Below are 21,921 nucleotides of genomic sequence, written 5' to 3'. Positions count from 1 at the left end.
CCACCCCACGAAGTCTTTCCTCCGCTGCGCTCCCCCAAGTACTTCGCGGGGACCCCGATGAACGCACCCATCCGCCGCCTCGGGCTCGTGGTCGCCGCCATGTTCTGCGCGCTGCTGATCGCCACGACGACGATCCAGTTCTTCCAGGCCAAGGCCCTCAACGACAGGCCCGGCAACCGGCGCACCCTGCTCTCGTCGTACGCACGGCAGCGCGGCTCGATCCTCGTCGGCGGCAACGCGGTCGCGGTGTCCAAGCCCAGCAACGACGAGTACAAGTGGCTGCGCACCTACCCGCAGGGCACGACGTACGCCGCCGCGACCGGCTACTACTCCTTCCTCTACGGCTCCTCCGCCGTGGAGTCCAGGTACGGCAGCCTGCTGTCCGGCACCTCCGACCAGCTCTTCTACCGCCGCTTCACCGACATCGTGACCGGTCAGAAACCGCAGGGCGCCAACGTCGACCTCACCCTCGACGCCAAGGTGCAGAAGGCGGCGAAGTCGGCTCTCGGATCCAAGGTCGGTGCCGTCGTGGCGCTCGACCCGAAGACCGGCGCGATCCTCGCGATGGTGACCAGCCCGACGTACGACCCGAACGAGCTGTCCGGGCACGACCTGACGACGGTCCAGAAGAACTGGACGTCGCTCATCAAGAACACCTCGCGGCCGCTGCTCAACCGCGCCACCTCCGAGCTCTACCCGCCCGGTTCGACGTTCAAGCTGATCGTGAGTGCGGCGGCCCTGTCCTCGGGCAAATACACCCCGCAGACCTCCGTCCCCGGCCCGGCGTCACTGCGCCTGCCCCAGACGAACACCACTCTGCCCAATGACTTCTCGGGCGCCTGCGGACCGGGCGGTCGTACGACGCTCATCCACGCACTGGAGATCAGCTGCAACACCGCGTTCGCCAGTGTCGGCCTCTCCCTCGGCCAGGACGCCGTGGCGGCGCAGGCACAACGGTTCGGCTTCGGGCAGCAGCTGAACATCCCGATGTCGGTCGCGGCGAGCCGCTTCCCGACCGGCCTCGACCCGGCGCAGCTGGCCCAGTCCTCGATCGGCCAGTACGACGTGCAGTCCACCCCGCTGCAGATGGCGATGGTCTCCGCCGGGATCGCCAACGGCGGCCGGGTGATGACGCCCTACCTGGTCAAGGACGTGCGGGACGACAACCTCGACGTCATCTCCTCCACCGACCCCAAGCTCTTCTCCACCGCCGTCAGCTCCCAGGTGGCGAGCGAACTGAAGACGATGATGCTGGCGGTCGTCGACAGCGGCACCGGCACGCGGGCGCAGATCCCCGGCGTCCAGGTCGCCGGCAAGACCGGCACCGCGCAGCACGGGCAGGGACTGCCCGCGCACGCGTGGTTCACCGCGTTCGCGCCCGCCGACAACCCCAAGATCGCCGTCGCCGTGCTCGTGGAGAACGGCGGCAAGTACGGTGCGGAGGCGGGCGGGGGCTCGGTCGCGGCGCCGATCGCGAAACAGGTCATCGAGGCGGGGATCGGGCGATGAGCGCAGGTGGTGGGGACACCCTGGGTGGGCGCTACACGCTCACCGACAAGATCGCGGCCGGCGGCATGGGCGAGGTCTGGGCAGCCACCGACGCGATCCTCGGGCGCACCGTCGCGGTCAAGGTGCTGAAGGGCGGGCTGACCGACGAGATCGGATTCGACCAGCGGTTCCGCACGGAGGCACGCCTGGCCGCGGCGCTCACCCACGCCAACATCGCGGCCGTCTACGACTACGGCGAGGACGAGGGATCGGCGTACCTCGTCATGGAGTACGTCCCCGGCCTGCCGCTCTCGCGGATCATCGCCGACCGGGCGCCGATGCCCGCGGTCGACACCGTGGGGCTCATCGCCCAGACCGCGACGGCGCTGCAGTCGGCGCACCTGAACGGCCTGGTGCACCGCGACGTCAAACCCGCCAACGTGCTCGTCACCGCCGACGGGATCGTCAAGCTGACCGACTTCGGCATCGCCCGCGCGGTCGGCTCCGCGGCCATGACCAAGGCCGGCGAGGTGATGGGGACCGCGCAGTACCTCGCGCCCGAGGCCGCGTTGGGTCAGGAGACCACCCCCCTCAGCGACGTCTACGCACTCGCCGTCGTCACGTACGAGATGTTGTGCGGCGCAAGGCCGTTCAATTCCGACAGCCCCGTCGCGCTGGCGATGGCCCACGTCAACGAGCAGCCGCCGCCGATGCCGGACTTCGTGCCGCCGCCGGTGCGTGCCGTCGTCCTGGCCGCGCTGGAGAAGGACCCGCAGTTCCGCCCGGACTCGGCGGCCGAGTTCGCCCGCGCCCTGCAGCAGTCGATCGTCGACAGCGCGCGGATGGGCTTCGACCCGTACAGCGAGCCGCCGCGGCGCGGCGAGTGGGACCCGTCCCCGCCCGCGCCTCACTCGCCGCAAGGGGAGGGCCGTCGGCGCCGCCGCGACCGCAAGGACCCCGGCCCGCACTCCGGGCCGCAGGGTGCCGCGCCGTTCGGACCCGATGAGTACCCCGGTCAGAACTTCGGCGACTTCGGCGCCCCCGCCCACAGGGAGCCCGGCAACCACGGCGAGCACGGCGCACCGTCCTCCGGACCGCAAGGCACGCACGGCGATCCGCCACGCGGGCATCAGCTCCCAGGCCGCCGCACCACCGAGCACCTCCCCTCCGGTCCCGGGTCGACCCGGGTGCTGCCCCCTGGCATCGCCGGGGACCGCGGCGACCAGCGCGAGACCGAGGGTCAGCCGTCCGGCAGCCGTGCGTCCGGGCCGTCGACCACCACGTCGCGGACCCGGCGGTACGCCGTGCTCGCTGCGATCGCGCTGATCATCGTGATCGTCGCCGTCGTGCTCGTCGTCCTCCTCCGCGGGCGTTCCTCGGGCACCCCGCAGGAGCACTTCACCAAACCCGTTCAGATCGCGTCGTTGCGTCACCCCGGCACGACCGCCATGGAGCTGCGATGACGCCCCGCTCTCCGATGCCCGCCACCCTCAACCCCTCGATCCCGGGGAGTCTGGACGCCGTTGTGGCACGCTCGCTCGTCACGTACTCCGAGAACCACGACCAGGCCGCGGCGGGACCCGCGGTCGAGGTGCACCGACCGTCGGTGATGCCATCCGCGCCCGCTCCGGGTCTCCTCACAGCGGCGTTCGGGCAGGAGGCACGGTGAACGACACCCCCCGCATCCTGGGCGGCCGGTACGAGGTCGGCGAGCTCATCGGCCGCGGCGGAATGGCCGAGGTCCACCTCGGCCACGACACCCGCCTCGGACGCACCGTCGCGATCAAGATGCTGCGCTCGGACCTGGCCCGCGACCCCTCGTTCCTCACCCGCTTCCGCCGGGAGGCCCAGTCGGCCGCCGGGCTCAACCACCATGCCGTCGTGGCGGTCTACGACTCCGGCGAGGACATCGCCGTGGAGACCGGCGGCGCCCGCGTGGACGTCCCCTACATCGTCATGGAGTACGTCGAGGGCGAGACGCTGCGCGACATCCTCGACGACGAGGGCAAGCTCGCGCCCGACGAGGCCGCCCGGATCACGATGGGCATCCTGTCGGCCCTGGACTACTCGCACGAGAAGGGCATCGTGCACCGGGACATCAAACCGGCCAACGTGATGCTCACCCGCGGCGGCAGCGTCAAGGTGATGGACTTCGGCATCGCCCGTGCGCTGGCCGACACCGCCGCGACGATGACGTCGGCGCAGGCCGTGGTCGGCACGGCTCGCTACCTGTCGCCCGAGCAGGCCCAGGGCGAGACCGTCGACGCGCGCTCCGACCTCTACTCCGCCGGATGCGTGCTCTTCGAGTTGCTCACGGGCAGAACGCCGTTCGTCGGCGAGCCGGTCAGCCTCGTCTACCAGCACATCACCGACCAGCCGCAGCCCCCGTCGGTCTACGAGCCGTCGGTGCCGCCCGCCATGGACGCGGTCACGCTGCACTCGTTGGAGAAGCCGCGCGGCTCGCGCTACCAGCACGCCGGCGACTTCCGCGCGGACCTGCAGCGGGCGCGTACCGGTGAGCCGCTCAGCGCTGCCGCGGCGGCGACGGAGGGCGCGGGCCGGCCGATGGACGGCGAGCCGCACGCCGTACCCGCCCCGGCCGTCGGGCACGATCCGACGGCGGAGTACGACGGGTCGCACTCCCCGCCACGGCGCACCCTCATCTGGGTGGCGGCCGTCGTGGCGCTGCTCGCGGCGATCCTCGGCATCGGCTACCTGGTGATGAACTCCGGCGACGGCACCAAGCTCACGAGCGTGCCCAACGTGGTCAACTTGACCCAGGCCCAGGCCATCGCCACCTTGAAATCGAGCGGGTTCGCCCCGTCGGTGCACAAGGTCACGAACGACGCGACCATCGGACAGGTCGTGAGCCAGGACCCGTCGTCCGGCGACGCCCGAGCCGGGAGCACGGTCGTCATCGACGTGTCCAGCGGCCCGGACGCGCTGCCCATCCCCGACCTCTCCGGCCAGACAGTCGACCAGGCGAAACAGGCGTTGAAGGACGCCGGATTCACGAACGTGTCGGTCAGCAGCCAGCAGGTCCCCGACACCCAGTACGACCAGGGTGTCGTGGTGAGCACGACTCCTGCGAGCGGCAATTCGGCCAACCCCAGCTCCCCGTTGATCCTCAACGTGAGCAGCGGACAGGTGACGGTGCCCTCCGATCTTCGGGGCAAGAGCAGCTCGGCCGCTCAGATCGAGTTGCGCGCGGCTCACCTCGGGGCGACGATCCAGGCCGTCGAGACCAGCGACCCGGGCCAGGTCGACAAGGTCGTACGGGTGAGCAACGCGGGTCAGAAGGTCGCGGTGAACTCCATCATCACGATCTACGTCGGCATCCTGCGGCCGCCGGCGTCCACCTTCACCTCGACCGTCACCCCGCCGCCGACCTCGACATCGACATCGACGACGACGAGCCCCCCTCCGACCTCGACGACCACATCGAGCCCGACGTCCTCCTCGAGCAGCCCGAGCAAGTCCGCCAGTCCCCCGACCCAGGGGATGTCGACGCCGTGATCGACCTGGTGTCAGTCCGACTCGGCGTCGGGGGACATCTTCTGCAGGCGTGCCTGCAGTCGGTCGACCCGGTGGGCGTTGCCGTGCAACCGGATGTAGCGGTCGCCGTAGCTGACGAGGAGCGCATCGTCGAGCCGGCGTACGGCGCCCGCCCGGTTGCGGTATCCCATCCGGGCCTCGATCGCGCCGGAGTCGACCGCGCGGATGGTGTCGGCCAGCTCCGCCAATGAGGTGATGCCTAGCTCGAGGACCAGGCCTGCGATCCACGCGTAGTGGTCGGGGCGCGACCAGCTGGCGTCGGCGTACTCGCCCGCGAGGAACGCCGCGAGCTCCCGGGGACTGATGCGCGGGTCGTCATCGGCCACAGTGACACTGGGCTCGCGGACCCCGTCGTGCAGACGCTCGCGGATGGTGGAGAACTGCTGATCCGCCAGCTCCAACAGGCCGGCGGCCAGCGTGAAGCGGCGGTCGAAGTCGGCGCGATGCTCGTCCGGGATCGTTCCCTTGTAGCGGATGTCATGCTCGAACTCGGCCCACGCGTGCTGCAGCACCGTGCGGATCTGCACCTGGATCTGGCGGTCGCCGATCAGCGGGTGCACGACCTGTTCGGACGGAGCGAGCCGGATCTGCAGGTGACGACTCGCGTAGCCGAACCCACCCTCGCTCGCCGTCGCCTGCCCCATGTCACGGTCCTCGATGACCACCGTCTCGGCAGCCAGGAGCTCTGCGACGGAGGCGACGTCACTGTGCACGTAGGTGATGACCCGCAGTCCGATGACATCGCCGATCTCGGTCAGCGGATCGGCGAAGAGAGCGACGCCGTCGATGGTGCGCCCGGCCTTCTCCGCGAACGACGCGATGCTCTTCGCGCGACCGGTCACGCTGAGGTAGTTCAGACCCGCGTCGTCCAGGACGCCGACGACGATCTCGATGGCCTCCTCCGCGGCGGCCTGCACGGCCGGGAAGCCCATCGCGTACTCCTGCGTCGCGCGGCGCACGACGTCGACCCGCTGCTCGACCCGCGGCGCGCGCGGCGAGGGCACCAGGCCGTCGGGCAGCGTCGGAGTGACGATGTACCCGTCGGCGAAGGTGCCGTACGTCGTCATCGCCTCCGGCCGGCGTTCGCGGAACAGCACGACGTAGGCGCACACCACGGAGTCCACCTGGTCCTCGGCGACCCGCAGCTGTGCCTTGCTCGTGGCCTCCTCCACCGACGTCACCAGGGCGCGCCAGCCGTCATGGGGCACCAGGTGCAGGGCCGGGGTGGCCGCCGCGAGCGACTCCAGCAACCGCATGAGCGTCAGCAGCTCATCGCGCAGCCGGGCGACCGAACGACCCTGCTTGTTCTTGTACTTCAGCGTGCGCCCGAGCTCGAAGAGGGCGACCGTCGCCGGATGCGGGTAGACCTCGACGGCACGCCGCGGCGCCCGCGACGCCGGGTCCATGTCGAGGCCGAGCTGCTCACAGACGCGCGCGCCGCGCAGACCGTTCCGGAACGTCGGGATGGATAGGTTCGAGGGGTGGGCACCCGCGTCGAAGCGCGCGAAGTCCTTGTTCAGCGCCCGCTCGGCCGCGCGGTTGCCGGTCTCGTTCGTGACCACGAGCGGCGCGTCCACTCCGACCACCAGGCCGTCGTCGAGGTACGGCGCGAGGCTCGCCTCGATGTCGGCGTCCGTGCGGGCGGCCGACAGGTGGCACAAGGCCCCGCTGTCGTCGAGAACGGCGACGCCCGTGGGACTCCTGTTGCCCCAGGCGAGGTCGAGGCCGGCGAAGTGCATCCGGTCAGCATGCCCGATGCCCGGCCGAGGTCAGGCCACACCGGCCGCGCGGCGCGCCCAGCGCGGCCAGCTGCGCAAGGGACCACGCGGCGCCGTTGTCATGGCCCGCGCGCGTCGCACGGCGCTGCAAGGGACCATGCGGCGCCGTTCAGAGGTGCGCGGTGTCCACCGCAGGTGGCGGATCGAGTCGCGGCCAGTCGAGCTCCGCCGTCCCGGTGATGATGTGCCCGCGCAGCAGTTCGCGCACCCTGCGACCCCAGTGGTAGGCGCTCTGGTGAGGGCTCGACTCCGATTCCTCGGCGTCGATGTCCATCGACGACCGCACCAGAGTTCCTTCCGCGTAGGTGAAGGTGAAGTGGGTGGGGCCCGTCAGTGCCCACGCCGCTCGTTCGAGGCGGCCTGCCAACGCGTCGATCCGATCCTTGTCGTTGTAGGCGAAGTCGATGTCGAGGTGGCCGAGGATGAGGTTGGTGAAGATCTCCCACCCCTCTTGGGCCGCGACCTCGGCACGGCGGCTCGGATCACTGCGCAGATGCACGTCCACCACGAATTTAGCGGTCGTCGACGACTCGCTGATCCGCCAGGCGCAGAGCGGGTGTCTCGCCATCATGTCCGGCACCAGCGCCTCGAGGTCTTCGCGATTCATGTGCGCCAGTAAACGGCAGTGATGCGTTCTATCGCGTCGTAGTAGTGGAACTGGGGCGCTGATGCCGGCCGGTGTACGGCGGGAGGAGATCCACCCCTCAGGAGGCCGATCCGGCACGTGTGAGCCTCTGTCTCCTCCCGCGGTATACAGAAGGCCGGCCGCATCGCATCGGTCCGGTTCGACTCCCGGACGGCGAGCGCCGTGACGGACCGGGCGGCGCCGTTGTCTTGGGCCGCGCGCGTCGTACGGCGCTGCAAGGGACCATGCGGCGCCGCTGGAGGAGCCGAACCAGGTCAGCCCGCGTCGAGCACGGCGGCGTCGAGCCCCTGCACGAGCGGAGCCAGCCCGGCGCTGCGGGCGACGGCGTCCGGCATACCGGCGACCTGCAGCCAATTGGCGAGCATCCGGTGGCCGCCCTGAGTGAGGACCGACTCGGGGTGGAACTGGATGCCGTGCAGCGGGAGGGTGCGGTGCCGCACGGCCATCACGATGCCGGAGTCGGTGCTGCCGTTGACGACCAGTTCGGCCGGGATCGTGGACGGTTCGATGGTCAGGGAGTGGTAGCGCGTCGCCCGCAGGGGCGAAGGCAGGCCCTCCATCACCCCGGTCCCGTCGTGGCGCACCTGAGAGGTCTTGCCGTGCAACAGCTCCGGCGCTCGATCGACCGTGGCGCCGTAGACCGCACCGAGCGCCTGGTGACCCAGGCACACCCCGAGCATCGGCTGGCCGCGGTCGGCACACGCCTGGATCATCGCCATCGAGACGCCGGCCCCCTCCGGCGTGCCGGGTCCGGGGGAGATCAGGACCCCGTCGTAGCCGCCGCCATCGCTCGCCGCCACCTCGTCGTTGCGTACGACGGTGCAGTCGGCGCCGAGCTGCTCCAGGTAGCCCACGATCGTGAAGACGAAGCTGTCGTAGTTGTCGACCACCAGGATCCGGGTCACTTGGGAGCCTCCGTGCTCGATGAAGTGGGTGCACCGGACGGGCCGGTCGGGCTCGACGGGGTGGCCGGGCTCGTCGCGTACCGCAGCTGCGCGCTGCCGGCGTACGCCGCGAAGTGCGCGTCGTCCTTGTCGCTCACCGAATAGCCGAGGCCGACCAGCGGGACGTAGTCGCGGTAGTCCGAGACGGCCGGGTCCTTCTGGAGCGCGTTGCGCAGCTTCTTCTGGTCGCCCATCGCGCTGATGACGAACGGCGGCGAGTAGACCCGACCCTGCAGCAGCAACGTGTTGCCGACACAGCGCACGGCCGAGGTGGAGATGATCCGCTGGTCCATGATCGTCATCGCGGTGGCGCCTCCCTGCCACAGCGCATTGACGACGCCCTGCACGTCCTGCTGGTGCACGAGCAGCCAGTTGGGGTCGGTGTCGGCGGGCAGGGTCGACAGATCGCGGTGGGAGTCGTCGAGGGTGACCGTGACCGCGGACCCCTGCACCGGCGTCATGCCGGCGGCGACGGCGATGCTCGACTCCTGTTTCTGCAGCTGCGCGAGACGGGAGGACCCGGGCGCGCGCTGGGCGGACAGCGCATCGACCTCGGCCTGCAGGCGGCGTACGCCGGCCGCCTTGGTCTTCACCCGCTGGTCGCCGCTGCGCACGACCTGCACCAGGTCGCGGGTCGCGGGGCGCAAGTCGGTGCCGTTGGAGGTGATCGCGCTGACCCCGAAGAGGCCGCCGGCAGCGAGCGCCACGACGGGGACGACGTACCTCCACCGCGAGCGCGTGGCCGCTGGTCGCGGTCGTCGACGCATGCGGAGCCCGTGCAGCGCCTGCGACCGGGGCATGTGCGGGACTCCGTAGCGTGGTGAGGATGAACGGTGTTGCGGTGATCTACCCTCTAGCGTAGCCGCGCCCAATCCGAGGAGATCCCCCCGTGAGCAAGCCCCGCAAGGACAGTTCGACCCCGTCCGGCAGCACGCCGGTCGATGCCCGGGCGGCCCGTGACGGTGCCGCCGGCGATGCCGGCGACACCACCGCGTCCTCGAGCACGAAGGCGACGTCCGCGGTGAAGACACCCGGTGCCGCCAAGAAGTCGGCGAAGGCCACCCCGGCCGCGAGCAAGGGCTCGAAGAAGAAGCTCGACACGGCTGAGGAGCTCGCCCGGCGTACGACGGCACAGAAGGTGCGCGTCAGCGGCGGCGACAACCCCGTGTGGTGGGTCCCGCTGATGGTCGGCTTCATGGTGCTGGGACTGCTCTGGCTGGTCGTGACCTACCTGGCCCAGGGCGACTACCCGGCGCCGAAGGTCGGCACCGTGTGGAACCTGGGCATCGGTTTCGTGCTGGTGATGGCCGGCTTCCTGATGACCACCCGCTGGAAGTAGGCCTCGGCACCCACCGAGGCGCACCTCAGCCCGAGAGGCACAGCTCAGCCTGTGCCTCTCGGGCTTCGCTGTGCCCCGGGTGGTTCGTCCACAGGGTTATCCACAGGTGGGGATAACTACACCGGTGTAAGTCAGCCTTCACGGCGGGGTGTTCAGCAGCACTGCCGGTGTTCGAACCCAGTGAACAGGCCGTGGACGCCATAGCCGGGCGGGACCGCGGACTACAGACCGACGATCGCCGGCACCGACACGCTCTCGAAGCACACGGTTGCCAGCACCACCAGCAGCACGACGATCGCGGCGTACGCCGGCCACTGCCAGCGCCGCCGTTCGGCACCGAGGTAGGTGGCGATCGCCCCGCAGGCCAGACCGGTGATCGCGCCGCCGAGGTGCGCCTGCCAGGCGATCCCGGGGATGACCAGACCGATCAGCACGTTGATGACCACCAGCCCCACCAGTCCGCCGATGGGGACGCCGAGCCGCCGGTTGCAGACGATCGCGGCGCCGAAGAGACCCGAGATCGCACCGGACGCGCCGAGCGTGGGGGTGTACCACCCACCCAGGCTCGTCACACTCGGAGAGCTGGCGAGCAGCTCGAACCCGATCGAGCCCCCGAGCCCACAGATCAGGTAGATCGTCAGGAACCTGGCCCGGCCGAGGGCCGGCTCCAGGAACTGGCCGCCGACCCACAGCGCGAACATGTTGAAGAGCAGGTGGGTCGGCTGGTTCTGTGCGTGCAGGAAGGTCGCCGTGAGGAGCCGGTAGGGCTGATCACCGGTCTGGAAGGGTGCGTAGAAGAAGCGGTCGGTGAGCGGCGGATAGGCCTGCTGCAGCAGCCAGATCGCTGAACAGAGGGCGATCAGCGAGATGGTGACGACGGGCCGACCCAGGGCCACCCGGCCGCCGAAGACCGTCGTCGCCGACCGGTGGGTCTTGGCCGATGCACGGACGCAGTCGACGCAGTGGATGCCGACGGGCGCCGGACGCTGGCAGTCCGGGCAGGTCGGGCGTTCGCACACCTGGCACCGCACGTACGCCACCCGGTCGGGGTGCCGCGGGCACACCGGCTGGTCGGGTGCGGTCATCGCGCAGCTCGCTGGGCGCGCTGACGAGGGACCCGCGTGCACCGCGAGCCCTGTAGTGGTGGTGTCACAGGTGGCCTCATTGCCCCGTCAACGTACGACGGGGTCCGGCAAGTGCCGGACCCCGCAGTCGTCGAAGAGAGTCAGTCCGTGATCTCGACGCTCTTGATGACGACGTCGTCGACCGGCTTGTCCTGGCCGCCGGTGCGCACGGCGCCGATCTTGTCGACCACGTCGCGGCTGGCCTGGTCGGCGACCTCACCGAAGATCGTGTGCTTGCCCTGCAGCCAGGTGGTCGGGGCCACGGTGATGAAGAACTGCGAACCGTTGGTGCCCTTGCCGCCGCGCTTGCCGGCGTTCGCCATCGCGAGCATGTACGGCGAGCGGAAGTCCTTGTCGGGCGAGATCTCGTCGTCGAAGTTGTAACCCGGGCCGCCGATGCCGACGCCCTGGGGGCAGCCGCCCTGCAGCATGAAGCCGGGGATCACGCGGTGGAAGATCAGGCCGTCGTAGAACGGCGTCGGGTTCGTGCGCCCGGCGTCGTCCTTGTATTCCTTGGTGCCACGGGCGAGACCGGTGAAGTTCTCGACCGTCTTCGGGGCGGCGTCCGGGAAGAGCACCAGGTTGATGTCGCCGTGGTTGGTGTGCAGCGTCGCGTTCATGCCAAGAAGTTTCGCACGGCACGCCCGGTTGGCCGAGTCCGGTGCGACAGGGCAGGATAGGCCGGAACCGGCAACCTTGGAGGACGCTCTTGCTCACCACGAAATCACGTTCCGACGTCGCGAAGGACAAGGCAGGCCAGCTGGTGTCGGCGGCGTCCGACACGCTGGCGACCGTGAAGGAGAAGGCGGGTCCGGCGGTGGAGAACGCGCTGGAGAAGGCCGCGCCCGTTGTCGAGGCAGGTCTGGAGAAGGCCGGTCAGGCCGCCGACGCGGCACGCGAGAAGCTCGCGGAGGCGAACGACGCGGCCAAGGACAAGGCCTCCTCCGCCGCCGCGGTGGCGAGTGCCGCGGGCGCGAAGGCCCAGGACGCAGCCGGCGATGCCAAGGACAAGGCCGACGACGCGGCGACCAAGGCGAAGAAGGCACGCAAGTCCGCCGGCCGCAAGGGCCGCAAGTCGCAGAAGAAGGCCGCGAAGCGCTCCTCGCAGCTGCAGAAGAAGGCCGCCAAGAAGTCTGCGCGCGCCCAGAAGAAGGCCGGCAAGCTCTCCGACTCGGTCAAGAGCAAGGCCTCCGACGTGAGCGACAGCCTCGCATCGGTCGGCGACAGCATCGCGTCCGCGCCGCAGACCAAGAAGCTGCGCAAGGCCGTCGCGCCGCAGCTGGACAAGGTCAACAAGGCCACCGCCACGCAGCAGGAGAAGATCGCGGAGACCGCTTCTGCGGTCAAGGACCAGACGTCCGACGCCGCGTCGGAGTGGGCCTCCAAGCTGCACGAGGCGCTGCTCGCCGCGACCGGTGCGGCCACCGCCGCCGGCGCGAGCGCGTACACGTCCCTCCCGGGTGGTGCCCAGCACCGGATCGAGCGCGTCGCCCCCCAGGCCGCGAAGCTGCGCAAGAAGAAGGGCACGGTGCTGATCACGGTCGGCGTCGTCGCCGTCGTCGCCGCCGGTGCCCTGATCTTCGCCGGCCGACGTGCCAAGACGCGCGCCGCCCAGCAGCAGGCCACCACCGCCGCGCCGCTCACCACGCAGCGCGCCGACGAGATCGCCACACCGACTGACGACCTCGTCGGTTCGGTCGAGGGCCGCGCCGACGGTGCGCTCACCGGCGAGACCCGCGGCCGACACAGCGCCAGCTGACCGAGCACGTCGTACGTCGTCGAAGCGGCGGTCCCGGGTCGTCCCGGGGCCGCCGCTTCGTCGTCTGTCCCCTGCGGCAGGAAGGACCACCGTGGACACCGTCACTCTCGACGGCCGCACCTACCGCTTCGACCGTGCGGTCCGCGAGGACGTCCCGGCGCTGGTCGCACTGCTGCGTGACGACGTCCTGGGCACGGGCCGCGAGGCGGCGGATCTCGCGCCGTACGACGCGGCGTTCGGGCTCGTCGACGCCGACCCGGCCCACCATCTGCTCGCCGTCCGCGACGAGGACGGCCAGGTGGTCGGCACTCTGCAGGCGAGCGTGATCCCCGGACTCTCGCGCGGTGGTGCCAGCCGACTCCAGATCGAGGCGGTACGCGTCTCCTCGTCGATGCGCGGCACGGGCCTGGGCAGGGCGATGTTCGCGTGGGCCCACGCGTGGGGCCGGACGCGCGGCGCGATCCTGGCCCAGCTGACGACCGACGCCTCGCGCACCGAGGCGCAGCGGTTCTACGAACGCCTTGGGTACGAGGCCTCGCACATCGGGATGAAACGCCCCCTCTGACCGGGGTCCTGTCCACCGGCAGGACAGCGCCGCCGGGAGCGCCGTCCGGTGGATACCTTGGACGGGTGACGACGCAGAATCCCACGGTCGCCGACGTACGCGCCGCGGCCGACCGACTCTCCAGCGTGGCGTCACCCACCCCGCTCGACACCAGCGCGCGGCTGTCCGCGCTGACCGGTGCGCAGGTGCACCTCAAGCGCGAGGACCTGCAGCCGGTGCGGTCCTACAAGATCCGCGGCGCGTACAACCTCATCGCCCAGCTCGACGACGAGCAGCGGTCGCGCGGGGTGGTGTGCGCGAGCGCGGGCAACCACGCCCAGGGGGTCGCGCTGGCCGGCGCGCAGCTCGGTGTCGACGCGCGCATTCACCTGCCGCGCACGACGCCTCGTCAGAAACGCGATCGGGTGTCGGCGCTCGGACTCGGGCGGGTCAAGGTGGTCGTCGACGGCGAGACGTACGACGACGCGGCCACTGCGGCGTACGCCGAGGCGGACCGCACCGGCGCGACCATCGTGCCGGCGTTCGACGACCCGCGGACCATCGCCGGGCAGGGCACGATCGCACTGGAGGTCGTGGACCAGTTGGGCAGAGCGCCCGACGTCCTGGTCGTCCCCGTCGGCGGCGGCGGGCTGCTGGCCGGCGCGATCACGGCACTGCAGCAGGAGCACCCACGCACCCGGATCGTCGGGGTCGAACCCGCCGGAGCCGCGAGCATGACGGCCGCCCTCGACGGGGGAGCGCCCGTCACCCTCGACGCCATCGACGGCTTCGCCGACGGCACCGCCGTACGCCGGGTGGGCGCGTTCACCTTCCCGATCGTGCGCGACTCCGGGTGCGAGATGCGCACCATCGCCGAGGGAGCCATCTGCACCGAGATGCTCGCGCTCTACCAGAGCGAGGGGATCATCGCCGAGCCGTCGGGCGCCATCGCCTCGGCCGCGCTGCTCGAGCTCGACCTGGAGCCCGAATCCACCGTCGTGGCGGTGCTCTCCGGTGGCAACAACGACGTCAGCCGCTACGGCGAGGTGGTCGAGCGCGCCCTGGTGCACGAGGGCCGCAAGCACTACTTCCTCGTCGAATTCCCTCAGGAGCCAGGGGCGTTGCGCCGTTTCCTGAACGACGTCCTCGGCCCGGAGGACGACATCGCGCTCTTCGAGTACGTCAAGCGCAACAGTCGTGAGTACGGCCCGGCGCTCGTCGGGGTCGAGCTCGGGTCGGCGGCCGACCTGCAACCGCTGTTGGACCGGATGAAGGCCTCACCGCTGGTCATCGAGCGGGTGCCGCCGGACAGCCCGATGTTCGGCTTCCTGCTCTAGTCGTCGGCGCACCAGGCGATGGAGTCGCCGCGCGCTCCATAGAGCGCGCGGCGACTCCACCTTTCACATCTCCTCGTGGGTCTCCGGGTCGCCGCCGAAGAGGCGGCCGTCGGGGCGCCCGAGTGCGGTGATCGCGGCCACCTCCGCGTCGGTCAGCTCGAAGCCGAAGACGTCCAGATTGGCCCGCTGGCGCTCCGGCGTCGCCGACTTCGGGATCGGCAGGCTGCCGAGCTGGTAGTGCCAGCGCATGATGACCTGGCCCGGTGACACGTCGTACGCGCGCGCCGGCCCGGCGACCGCGTCCTCGGTGAACGGCGCCTGCCGCTTGCCCATCGGGCTCCACGCCTCGGTGCGGATGCCGAGCTCGGCGTGCACCGCGCGCATCTGCTGCTGCGGGAAGTAGGGGTGCAGCTCGATCTGGTTGACGGCGGGGGTCACGCCGGAGTCGTCGATGATCGCGCGCAGGAACTCGGGGGTGAAGTTGGAGACGCCGATCGACTTCACCAGCCCCTCCTCGCGCGCCTCGACCAGTGCGCGCCAGGCCTCACGGAACTTCCCGACGCTGGGGTTCGGCCAGTGGATGAGGTGCAGGTCGATGTAGTCGACACCGAGCGTCTGCAGGGACGTGCGGATGGACGCCCGCGCGTCGTCGTACCCGTGGTGGCGGCCGGGGATCTTCGTGGTGACCTGCAACTGCTCGCGCGGCAGGCCGCTGCGACGCATCGCCTCACCGACCTCGGCCTCGTTCTGATAGTTCACCGCGGTGTCGAGCAGTCGGTAGCCCGCCTCGATCGCGCTCACCATCGCGGCCGTGCCGTCCTCGCCCTTCAGCGGATAGGAGCCGAAACCGATTGCGGGCAGGGTGTTCTCGTCGTTCAGGGTGTATGCCGGGATGTCACTGACCATGTGAGTCACGCTACTCGTGGCGTATCAGCGCGTCGCGGCGACGCCTGAACCCTCCACGAGCAGCGCCACCAGCTTGTGACCCACCGAGGGCGACACCCGCGGCAGCAGCCCGTCGACGCCGCGCCCCAGCAATCGGACGGCCCCGTCCGACCTCAGGACGCCTCCCGTCGCGCGCACCGCGACGTTCCAGGGCGAATCCATCGCCAGCCGGTCAGCGCCCAGCGCGTCCGATCCGTGCTTGGCCTCGAAGACCCGGCGGGAGGCACCGGAGTGGTAGGCCCGCTCGGCGCGTTCGGTCGCGCTGGTCGCCGGATTGTGGTGCGGCGCTTCGAGATCACGGGGCACGAGCACCGGGATGCCGAGCAGGTGCAGGCGGTATCCCCAGTCGATGTCCTCCCAGCCGTAGACCCGGAACGCGTCGTCGTAGGGCCCGACCCGGTCCCACGTCTCGTCGGTGACCGACACGTTGGCCGACCAGCGGCGCCACGCCTGATCCGGGGCGAGCGCATAGCTGCTCTCGCGGACGAGGTCGTCGTTGGTCTGCCCGTACGCGCGCACGTAGGCGTTGTCGGGAAAGACTTCGGGGCACATGCCGACGACGCCCACCGGCTCCGGCCGATCGTGGTGGGCGACGTGCGCCGCCACGAACGACGGGGCGGGTGCGAGGTCGTCGTCGCACCGGATCAGCACCCGGCCCTGCGCGGCCGCACGGCCGGCGTTCAGCGCTGCCGATCGGCCGCGGTTCTCCGGAAAGGCCACGGATCGCACCGGTATCCGCCCGCTCCAGGACTGCACGACAGCGGCGGAGTCGTCGACCTGCCCGTCCAGCACGACGACGCACTCGTACGTCGTGCCCTCCTGCTGCTCCAGCGCGGCGAACAGTCGCGGCAGTCGCTCGGCGCCGCCCAGCGTGGGCACGATGACGGTGGCAGCGGGCGGCATGGCGTGCAGGCTACCCATCGACGAGCTCCCCGAGTGGCGTGGGAACGAGGTGCACGTGCTGTGCACGGGGGACCGATGCCGTCCGGTAGCGCCGACGGGCCGTGCCTCGACCCGAACGTCCGGGGCCGTCAGGGCGTGGCGGAATCCTCGGGGACCGTGAACGCGCGGGTGATCCCTCCATCGAGAGGTATGGCCGCCGCGGTGATGAACCCGGCGTCGTCACTGGCCAGGAAGGCCACGGTGGCCGCCGCTTCCGCGAGCGTGCCGAATCGGCCCATCGGCCAGTGCACGAGGCGCTTGTCGAGCGCTCCGGGGTTGCGTTCGAAGACGGCCCGTTGGGCGGGTGTGTCGATGGGGCCGAACAGGACCGCGTTCACGCGCACACCGCCGCGCGCAAGATGCACACCGAGGTCACGGGTCAGCTGGACCACAGCGGCCTTCGCCGCGGCGTACCCCATCTGCGCGGTCGCCGCCCCGATCTCGGCGAGGAAGGACGCCGAGTTGACGATCGCCCCGCCACGCGGATCGGTCTCCAGGAGCAGGGGCACCGCGTGCTTGCACGACAGGAACGTCGACGTGAGATTCGCGTCCTGCACCGTCCGCCATATGTCGAGATCGGTGTGGAGCAGTGAGAGGTCGCCCCGATCCATGAGGCCCTGGTTGTTGTAGACCACGTCGAGACGTCCAAGACGGCCGACCACGTCGGCATACAACGCTCGCACCTCGTCCTCGGCCAGGAGATCGGCAGTCACCGACACGTCGCCGACGCTGTGTTCCTTGCGGTCGACACCGACCACGAGAGCGCCCTCGCCGCGCAACCGGTCGACCACGGCTGCACCGATGTCACTCGCCGCGCCGTTCACCACACACACCCGATCGGTGAAGCGCATGCCCACTCCCTCCTCGACCACTCCGCCGCCACGTCGATGTATCGGTCGAGCGGCGTCGGCCGGAGATTACCGCCTCGACGAACGCCGCTCTGGTCTCTGCCTATCGAGGCGCATCGAAGGGACATCGTGGCCTCCGGGCACATCCACCTGTCAGCGGTAGTCCACGAACCCCGGCTGCATCCGGCCGTCCTGCAGGAAGCGGCCGTGGTACTTCAGCTGCAGCGGCTGCCCGATGTCGGCCATCAACTGCCCCCAGCGCAGCGGATATCCCGGCGTGCGGCCCCACATCCCGCCAGGATGGGCCCGCAGCTCGTCGACCGCCTCGTCCAGATCGCGTTCCAGCGCGGCGAGCCACGACGCGGTCATCGGCGTGTGCGAGCGGTAGATGAACGCGCTGTTGCCGATGAAGAGCGGGAAGTGGTGCTTGACCAGCCGCCCGTACCCGCCGGGCAGCTGAGCGCACAGCGACGACGACAGCTCGGGATACCCCAGCGCCCAGCTCTCCGGGTGCTGCTCCAGCAGGTCGAAGCTGTCGGCCCAGCTACGCGGGGTGGGCTTGATGTCGGAGTAGCCACCGCCGTGATGGTGCAGCAGGTAGGCGCGCAGGTAGTCCGAACGGTGGTTGAGGGAGAGGAACTCGTACGCCGGGTGCAACGGGTGACCCTCGACCAGCCACTGGTCCAGGTCCTCCGGGGTCAGCAGACGCACCTGCACGTCGGTGCCGGCGTGCTGCTCGCGCAGGCTCGCCAGACCACGCTGCCGGTTCTCGGTGAGCGGGTTGTCGCCGGTCCAGACGCACCAGATGACCCGGGGCAGCTCGCTCGCACCTCCGTCCGGCGGAGGCGGCTCGGCCAGGAACGTGTGGGCGTGGTGCGTCGGGTCGTAGACGTACGGGTGCTTGGCGAAGTGCCGCCTCCACCGGGCGTCGTTCGCGCGGATCACGTTCTTCGACAACGGCACACGCCTCCACACCACGAACGCGCGGTGCTTGGCCTGCCTGGCCTGCTGCGCTCCCCAACGCAGAATCCCCACGGCGGCCTAGGAAGCGACCGCGCGAGACGGGCGACGCCGGGTGAAGCCGCGTACGGCGGTCACAGCCGCGGAGAAACGGGGCGCCATCCGCGGGGGCACCCAGGGCAGCCATACGGGCTCGGCCGACCCGTACCCGCCGAAGACGCGCACCACGTCGTCGGCGCCGATCCGGTGCATCTCGTGGGCGAACTCCGAATCGCGCACCCAGGAGAGCACCGCCTCGGTGTACGGCGCCGGGTCGCCCCAGGTGGCGTAGAGCTTGACCTCGGACACGGCGATCGGCCGCAGACCGGACTCGCGCGCCTCCCACACCGCCGCCGAGACGCCGGGGGTGTGCGCCGAGCGGTAGTCGTCGAAGACGACGACGCCGTCGGGCCGCAGGAGGGTGCGCGTGGCCGCGATGTCCTTGACCACGTGCTCGTAGAGGTGCGAGGCGTCGATGTGCACGAACCGGTGGGTGCCGTGCGCCGCGTGGTCGACGATCTTCTCGCTGTAGTCCTGCACGACGACGGGCAGCTCGCCGTGCAGCCCGCGGTAGTTGGCCTCGAACTGCGCCCGGGTCAGCTCCGGGTACTGGTCGATGTTCTCCTCCAGGTTGCGCTCGTCCCCCGCGTCATCCCCGAAGAGGTCGATGACGGTGAACGTCTCGCCCGGTCCCACGTCACCGCCGATCAGCGTCGCGCTCTTACCGAGGTAGACGCCCAACTCGGCCAGGTCGCCCGGGCCCTGCTGCGCGCTGCGGGCCAGGTGCACCCGGAAGAGCTCCATGTCGATGGGGAAGAACCACCCCGGCAGATCGTCGACCTGGGCGTTCGTGACCGAAACCATGCGGCACATCGTAGGTGCCCGCTGAGGCATACCGGCGCTTGCAGGCACCCCGTCGTAACCCGCTGCCGCACGCGCGCACTGCGTACGATGTCGCCGGTGCGCACCCGCGCGCCCTGCCCCCGTCCCGCTCCAGCGAAGGTCACCGTGCTCGGAATCCCCAGGGACGTCATGGTGCTCTTCTCGCCGCGCACCAGGCTGAAGCTGGTGGCCGCCCTGGTCGGGTCGATCCTGCAGGCCTTCGCGGAGATCCTGGCGGTCGCGACGGTGCTGCCGCTGATGGAGGTGCTGACCGGTACGACGCCGTCGTTCGGCCCGCTCGGCTCCGCCGCCGACGTCTTCGGCACCGACGACAAGAACACCGTGGCCATCTGGCTGGCGGTCGTGCTGCTGGTCACCTACGTCTGTAAGGGCGTCGCGGTCATCGCCTTCCGGTGGTGGGTGCTCGGCTTCGTCAACCTGCAGGAGGCCGAGACCTCCGAGTCGCTCTTCCGCTACTTCCTGCATGCGCCGTACTCCCTGCACCTGCAGCGCACGACCGCGGAGTTCCTGCGGATGAGCGGCGGGGCGGTCGGCGCGGTCTACAACGGCGTCGTCCTCGGCGTGATCAACGTGATCACCTCCGCGGTCACCATCGTGGCGATCCTGATCTCGCTCGTGGTGATCATGCCCGTGCCTGCGCTGATCATGCTCGCGTACTTCGCGGTGGCCGGCACGACGCTCTACCTGCTCACCCGCCGCTACGCCTCGGAGGCGGGGGCCCGCGCGCTCAACGCGTCCGAGGCGATGTTCCGGGTGTCGGTGGAGCCGCTCGCGTCGATCAAGGACATCAAGCTCAAAGACAACTCCGAGTACTTCCTCGGCCGCTACCACCGGGTGCAGCGCGACGCCGCGGGCGCCAGCCGCACCTCCACCTTCCTCGGTGAGCTGCCGCGCTACGTGCTGGAGATCGTCTTCATCGTCGGCATCGCGCTGATGACCGTCGTGCTCTTCAGCCGCTCGGAGTCCTCGCGCGCGGTCAGCATGCTGGCGCTCTTCGCGGTCGCGGGCTTCCGGATCCTGCCGAGCATGACCGCCGCGCTCGCCTCCCTCTCCTCGATCCGGGTCGGCAGCATCGGGCTCCAGTCGGTCATCGCCGAGACCCACGACGCGCAGCGCATCACCACCCGTCACGAGGCTCCGGCCGCACCCATACCGTTCCAGCGCTCGCTGCGGCTGCACGATCTGCGCTTCAGCTACGGCGGCACCGACAAGGAGGTGCTGCGCGGCGTCGACCTCGATGTGACGGCCGGTACGTCGGTCGCCCTCGTCGGCGGCAGCGGCGCCGGCAAGTCCACCCTCGTCGACCTCATCCTGGGGCTGCACACCCCGACCGGCGGCGCCATTCTGGCCGACGGGCAGGACATCGCGACCGACGTACGCGGCTGGCAGCGCAACCTGGCCGTTGTACCGCAGGAGGTCATCCCGCTGGACGGCACCGTCGAGGAGAACGTGCTCTTCGGTGACGACCCGACGCCGGAGAACCTGGAGCGGGTACGCCGCGCGGTCCAGCAGGCGCAGCTCACCGACCTGCTCGCGGAGCTGCCCGGCGGGCTGCAGGCGCCCGTCGGCGAGTGGGGCGGCAAGCTGTCCGGCGGCCAGCGCCAGCGCCTCGGCATCGCCCGTGCGCTCTACAACGCGCCGAAACTGCTGGTCCTCGATGAGGCCACCTCGGCGCTGGACAACATCACCGAACACAAGATCACCCAGACCATGCAGGCACTGCACGGTCAGATCACCATCCTGATCGTCGCCCACCGCCTCAGTACCGTGCGCGGCTGCGACCAGATCGTCTTCCTCGAAGACGGCCAGGTCGCCTCACGAGGGACGTTCGAGCAGGTACGCGCGGACAACGCCCACTTCGCGCGCCTGGTCGAGCTGGCCAACCTCGAGGCGACCGTCGAGGACACCGGCGTGATCGTCCCGTGAGCGGGCCGGTCACCCCGGTCACGATCGTGACCGCCTGCTTCAACGACGGCGCCTACCTGCGCGAGTCCGTCGAGTCCACGCTCGCGCAGACCCACCCGGACCTCGAGCTGATCGTCGTCGACGACGGATCCACCGATCCCACCACCCTGCGGGTGATCGACGCGGTGGAAGCGCTCGGCGTGCGCGTCATCCACCAGGAGAACCAGGGCCTGCCCGGCGCGCGCAACACCGGCGTGGCAGCAGCGCGCGGCACCTACATCCTGCCCGTCGACGCCGACGACATCGTCGAGCCGCAGTACGCAGCGCTGGCCGCAGCCGAGTTGGACGCGCGGCCCGAGCTGGGCATCGTCTACCCCCGCGCCGACATGTTCGGAGCGGTGACCGGGCCGTGGGAGCTGGGGCAGTTCGACGTCGGGATCATGTTGACCGGCAACCAGATTCCGGCCTGTTCCATGTTCCGTAAAGAGGACTGGGCCGCTGTGGGCGGATACCACCAGGTGCGCTTGGAGGACCACGACCTGTGGCTCTCGATCCTCGAGCTGGGGCGGACGGCGTACCGACTGGACCGCGTGCTCTATCACTACCGGCAGCGATCCGACTCGATCACCGGAGGCATGGCCGAGGAAGACACGGTCCGCGCCTTGGCCCAGATCATCCGGGCGCACCCGCAGTACTACCTGGACAACATCGAGCAGCTCATCCGCATCCGCCGCGATCAGTGGGACACGCTGCAGCACTGGAAGCAGCGCTACGGCTTCATCGAGAACAGGCTCCACCAGGCCGCACCGCTGGCCAAACGCCTGCTGCGGCGTAACTGAGGGGGTGGCGCGTATACAGCGGGAGG

21 protein-coding genes are annotated in these 21,921 nt (G+C 70.3%); 10 read left to right on the top strand and 11 right to left on the bottom strand.

Translation table 11 applies throughout. The annotated features are described in order from the left end of the window. The first annotated feature begins 57 nt into the window (after positions 1-57). From HNR15_RS16780 to pknB, 4 genes are read left to right on the top strand one after another with little or no spacing between them, the layout of a single operon-like run. Positions 58-1,509 (top strand): peptidoglycan D,D-transpeptidase FtsI family protein, encoded by a 1,452-nt coding sequence (locus HNR15_RS16780; protein ID WP_179483436.1) that lies wholly within the window; start codon positions 58-60, stop codon positions 1,507-1,509. After that, positions 1,506-2,951, top strand: a complete 1,446-nt coding sequence (locus HNR15_RS16775; RefSeq protein WP_179483435.1) for a serine/threonine-protein kinase — start codon at positions 1,506-1,508, stop codon at positions 2,949-2,951. The genes HNR15_RS16780 and HNR15_RS16775 overlap by 4 nt, the downstream gene beginning before the upstream one ends. Beyond that, positions 2,948-3,157, top strand: coding sequence for a hypothetical protein (locus HNR15_RS16770; RefSeq protein WP_179483434.1), 210 nt, complete (start codon positions 2,948-2,950; stop codon positions 3,155-3,157). The genes HNR15_RS16775 and HNR15_RS16770 overlap by 4 nt, the downstream gene beginning before the upstream one ends. Then, the gene (gene pknB / locus HNR15_RS16765) at positions 3,154-5,004 is read left to right on the top strand and encodes a Stk1 family PASTA domain-containing Ser/Thr kinase (protein ID WP_179483433.1); all 1,851 of its coding nucleotides are present in this window, start codon (positions 3,154-3,156) and stop codon (positions 5,002-5,004) included. Before HNR15_RS16770 ends, pknB begins: the two co-directional genes overlap by 4 nt. Before the next feature lie 11 nt (positions 5,005-5,015). Here the strand turns inward: pknB and HNR15_RS16760 are convergent, their stop codons facing one another. The 4 genes from HNR15_RS16760 to HNR15_RS16745 all read right to left on the bottom strand — a co-directional run bounded on the left by HNR15_RS16760 (position 5,016) and on the right by HNR15_RS16745 (position 9,211). Then, complete coding sequence (locus HNR15_RS16760) at positions 5,016-6,782, bottom strand: DUF429 domain-containing protein (RefSeq protein ID WP_179483432.1); 1,767 nt, start codon at positions 6,780-6,782, stop codon at positions 5,016-5,018. Between the two features lie 148 nt (positions 6,783-6,930). Then, positions 6,931-7,428, bottom strand: a complete 498-nt coding sequence (locus HNR15_RS16755; protein WP_179483431.1) for a hypothetical protein — start codon at positions 7,426-7,428, stop codon at positions 6,931-6,933. Between the two features lie 293 nt (positions 7,429-7,721). Then, positions 7,722-8,372: an aminodeoxychorismate/anthranilate synthase component II gene (locus HNR15_RS16750; protein ID WP_179483430.1), complete on the bottom strand. Its 651-nt coding sequence runs from the start codon at positions 8,370-8,372 to the stop codon at positions 7,722-7,724. Further along, positions 8,369-9,211, bottom strand: a complete 843-nt coding sequence (locus HNR15_RS16745) for a DUF881 domain-containing protein (protein ID WP_246305945.1) — start codon at positions 9,209-9,211, stop codon at positions 8,369-8,371. The genes HNR15_RS16750 and HNR15_RS16745 overlap by 4 nt, the downstream gene beginning before the upstream one ends. Positions 9,212-9,300: 89 nt before the next feature. Here HNR15_RS16745 and HNR15_RS18945 point away from each other — a divergent pair, with 89 nt between their 5' ends. Then, positions 9,301-9,750, top strand: coding sequence for a cell division protein CrgA (locus HNR15_RS18945; RefSeq protein ID WP_343048583.1), 450 nt, complete (start codon positions 9,301-9,303; stop codon positions 9,748-9,750). A gap of 221 nt (positions 9,751-9,971) precedes the next feature. Here HNR15_RS18945 and HNR15_RS16735 read toward each other — a convergent pair whose 3' ends face one another. Beyond that, the gene (locus HNR15_RS16735) at positions 9,972-10,835 is read right to left on the bottom strand and encodes a rhomboid family intramembrane serine protease (RefSeq protein ID WP_179483429.1); all 864 of its coding nucleotides are present in this window, start codon (positions 10,833-10,835) and stop codon (positions 9,972-9,974) included. A gap of 140 nt (positions 10,836-10,975) precedes the next feature. Beyond that, positions 10,976-11,494, bottom strand: a complete 519-nt coding sequence (locus HNR15_RS16730; RefSeq protein ID WP_179483428.1) for a peptidylprolyl isomerase — start codon at positions 11,492-11,494, stop codon at positions 10,976-10,978. Positions 11,495-11,583: 89 nt separating this feature from the next. Between HNR15_RS16730 and HNR15_RS16725 the strand changes: the two genes are divergently transcribed. From HNR15_RS16725 to ilvA, 3 genes are all read left to right on the top strand, one after another. Further along, positions 11,584-12,633 carry a hypothetical protein gene (locus tag HNR15_RS16725; protein ID WP_179483427.1) on the top strand — a complete coding sequence of 350 codons (1,050 nt, stop codon included), beginning with the start codon at positions 11,584-11,586 and terminating at the stop codon, positions 12,631-12,633. Between the two features lie 91 nt (positions 12,634-12,724). Continuing rightward, positions 12,725-13,198 carry a GNAT family N-acetyltransferase gene (locus tag HNR15_RS16720; protein ID WP_179483426.1) on the top strand — a complete coding sequence of 158 codons (474 nt, stop codon included), beginning with the start codon at positions 12,725-12,727 and terminating at the stop codon, positions 13,196-13,198. Positions 13,199-13,263: 65 nt separating this feature from the next. After that, positions 13,264-14,514 carry a threonine ammonia-lyase IlvA gene (gene ilvA, locus HNR15_RS16715; RefSeq protein ID WP_179483425.1) on the top strand — a complete coding sequence of 417 codons (1,251 nt, stop codon included), beginning with the start codon at positions 13,264-13,266 and terminating at the stop codon, positions 14,512-14,514. A gap of 63 nt (positions 14,515-14,577) precedes the next feature. Here ilvA and HNR15_RS16710 read toward each other — a convergent pair whose 3' ends face one another. The 5 genes from HNR15_RS16710 to HNR15_RS16690 all read right to left on the bottom strand — a co-directional run bounded on the left by HNR15_RS16710 (position 14,578) and on the right by HNR15_RS16690 (position 19,112). Beyond that, the gene (locus HNR15_RS16710; RefSeq protein ID WP_179483424.1) at positions 14,578-15,420 is read right to left on the bottom strand and encodes an aldo/keto reductase; all 843 of its coding nucleotides are present in this window, start codon (positions 15,418-15,420) and stop codon (positions 14,578-14,580) included. 24 nt (positions 15,421-15,444) lie between these two features. Next, on the bottom strand, positions 15,445-16,362 hold the full coding sequence (locus HNR15_RS16705) for a glycosyltransferase family 2 protein (protein WP_179483423.1): 918 nt from the start codon (positions 16,360-16,362) through the stop codon (positions 15,445-15,447). Positions 16,363-16,490: 128 nt separating this feature from the next. Continuing rightward, on the bottom strand, positions 16,491-17,252 hold the full coding sequence (locus tag HNR15_RS16700; protein WP_179483422.1) for an SDR family oxidoreductase: 762 nt from the start codon (positions 17,250-17,252) through the stop codon (positions 16,491-16,493). Between the two features lie 150 nt (positions 17,253-17,402). Further along, complete coding sequence (locus HNR15_RS16695) at positions 17,403-18,284, bottom strand: glycosyltransferase family 32 protein (protein ID WP_179483421.1); 882 nt, start codon at positions 18,282-18,284, stop codon at positions 17,403-17,405. 6 nt (positions 18,285-18,290) lie between these two features. After that, positions 18,291-19,112 carry a class I SAM-dependent methyltransferase gene (locus HNR15_RS16690; protein WP_179483420.1) on the bottom strand — a complete coding sequence of 274 codons (822 nt, stop codon included), beginning with the start codon at positions 19,110-19,112 and terminating at the stop codon, positions 18,291-18,293. A gap of 96 nt (positions 19,113-19,208) precedes the next feature. Here HNR15_RS16690 and HNR15_RS18940 point away from each other — a divergent pair, with 96 nt between their 5' ends. After that, positions 19,209-21,077, top strand: a complete 1,869-nt coding sequence (locus HNR15_RS18940) for an ATP-binding cassette domain-containing protein (protein ID WP_179483419.1) — start codon at positions 19,209-19,211, stop codon at positions 21,075-21,077. After that, positions 21,074-21,895, top strand: a complete 822-nt coding sequence (locus tag HNR15_RS16680) for a glycosyltransferase (RefSeq protein ID WP_179483418.1) — start codon at positions 21,074-21,076, stop codon at positions 21,893-21,895. The genes HNR15_RS18940 and HNR15_RS16680 overlap by 4 nt, the downstream gene beginning before the upstream one ends. Positions 21,896-21,921: the final 26 nt, after the last annotated feature.

The sequence above is a fragment of the Allobranchiibius huperziae genome (genome assembly GCF_013410455.1).
Lineage (GTDB): Bacteria > Actinomycetota > Actinomycetes > Actinomycetales > Dermatophilaceae > Allobranchiibius > Allobranchiibius huperziae.
This window is presented reverse-complemented; position numbering and strand designations above follow the sequence as displayed.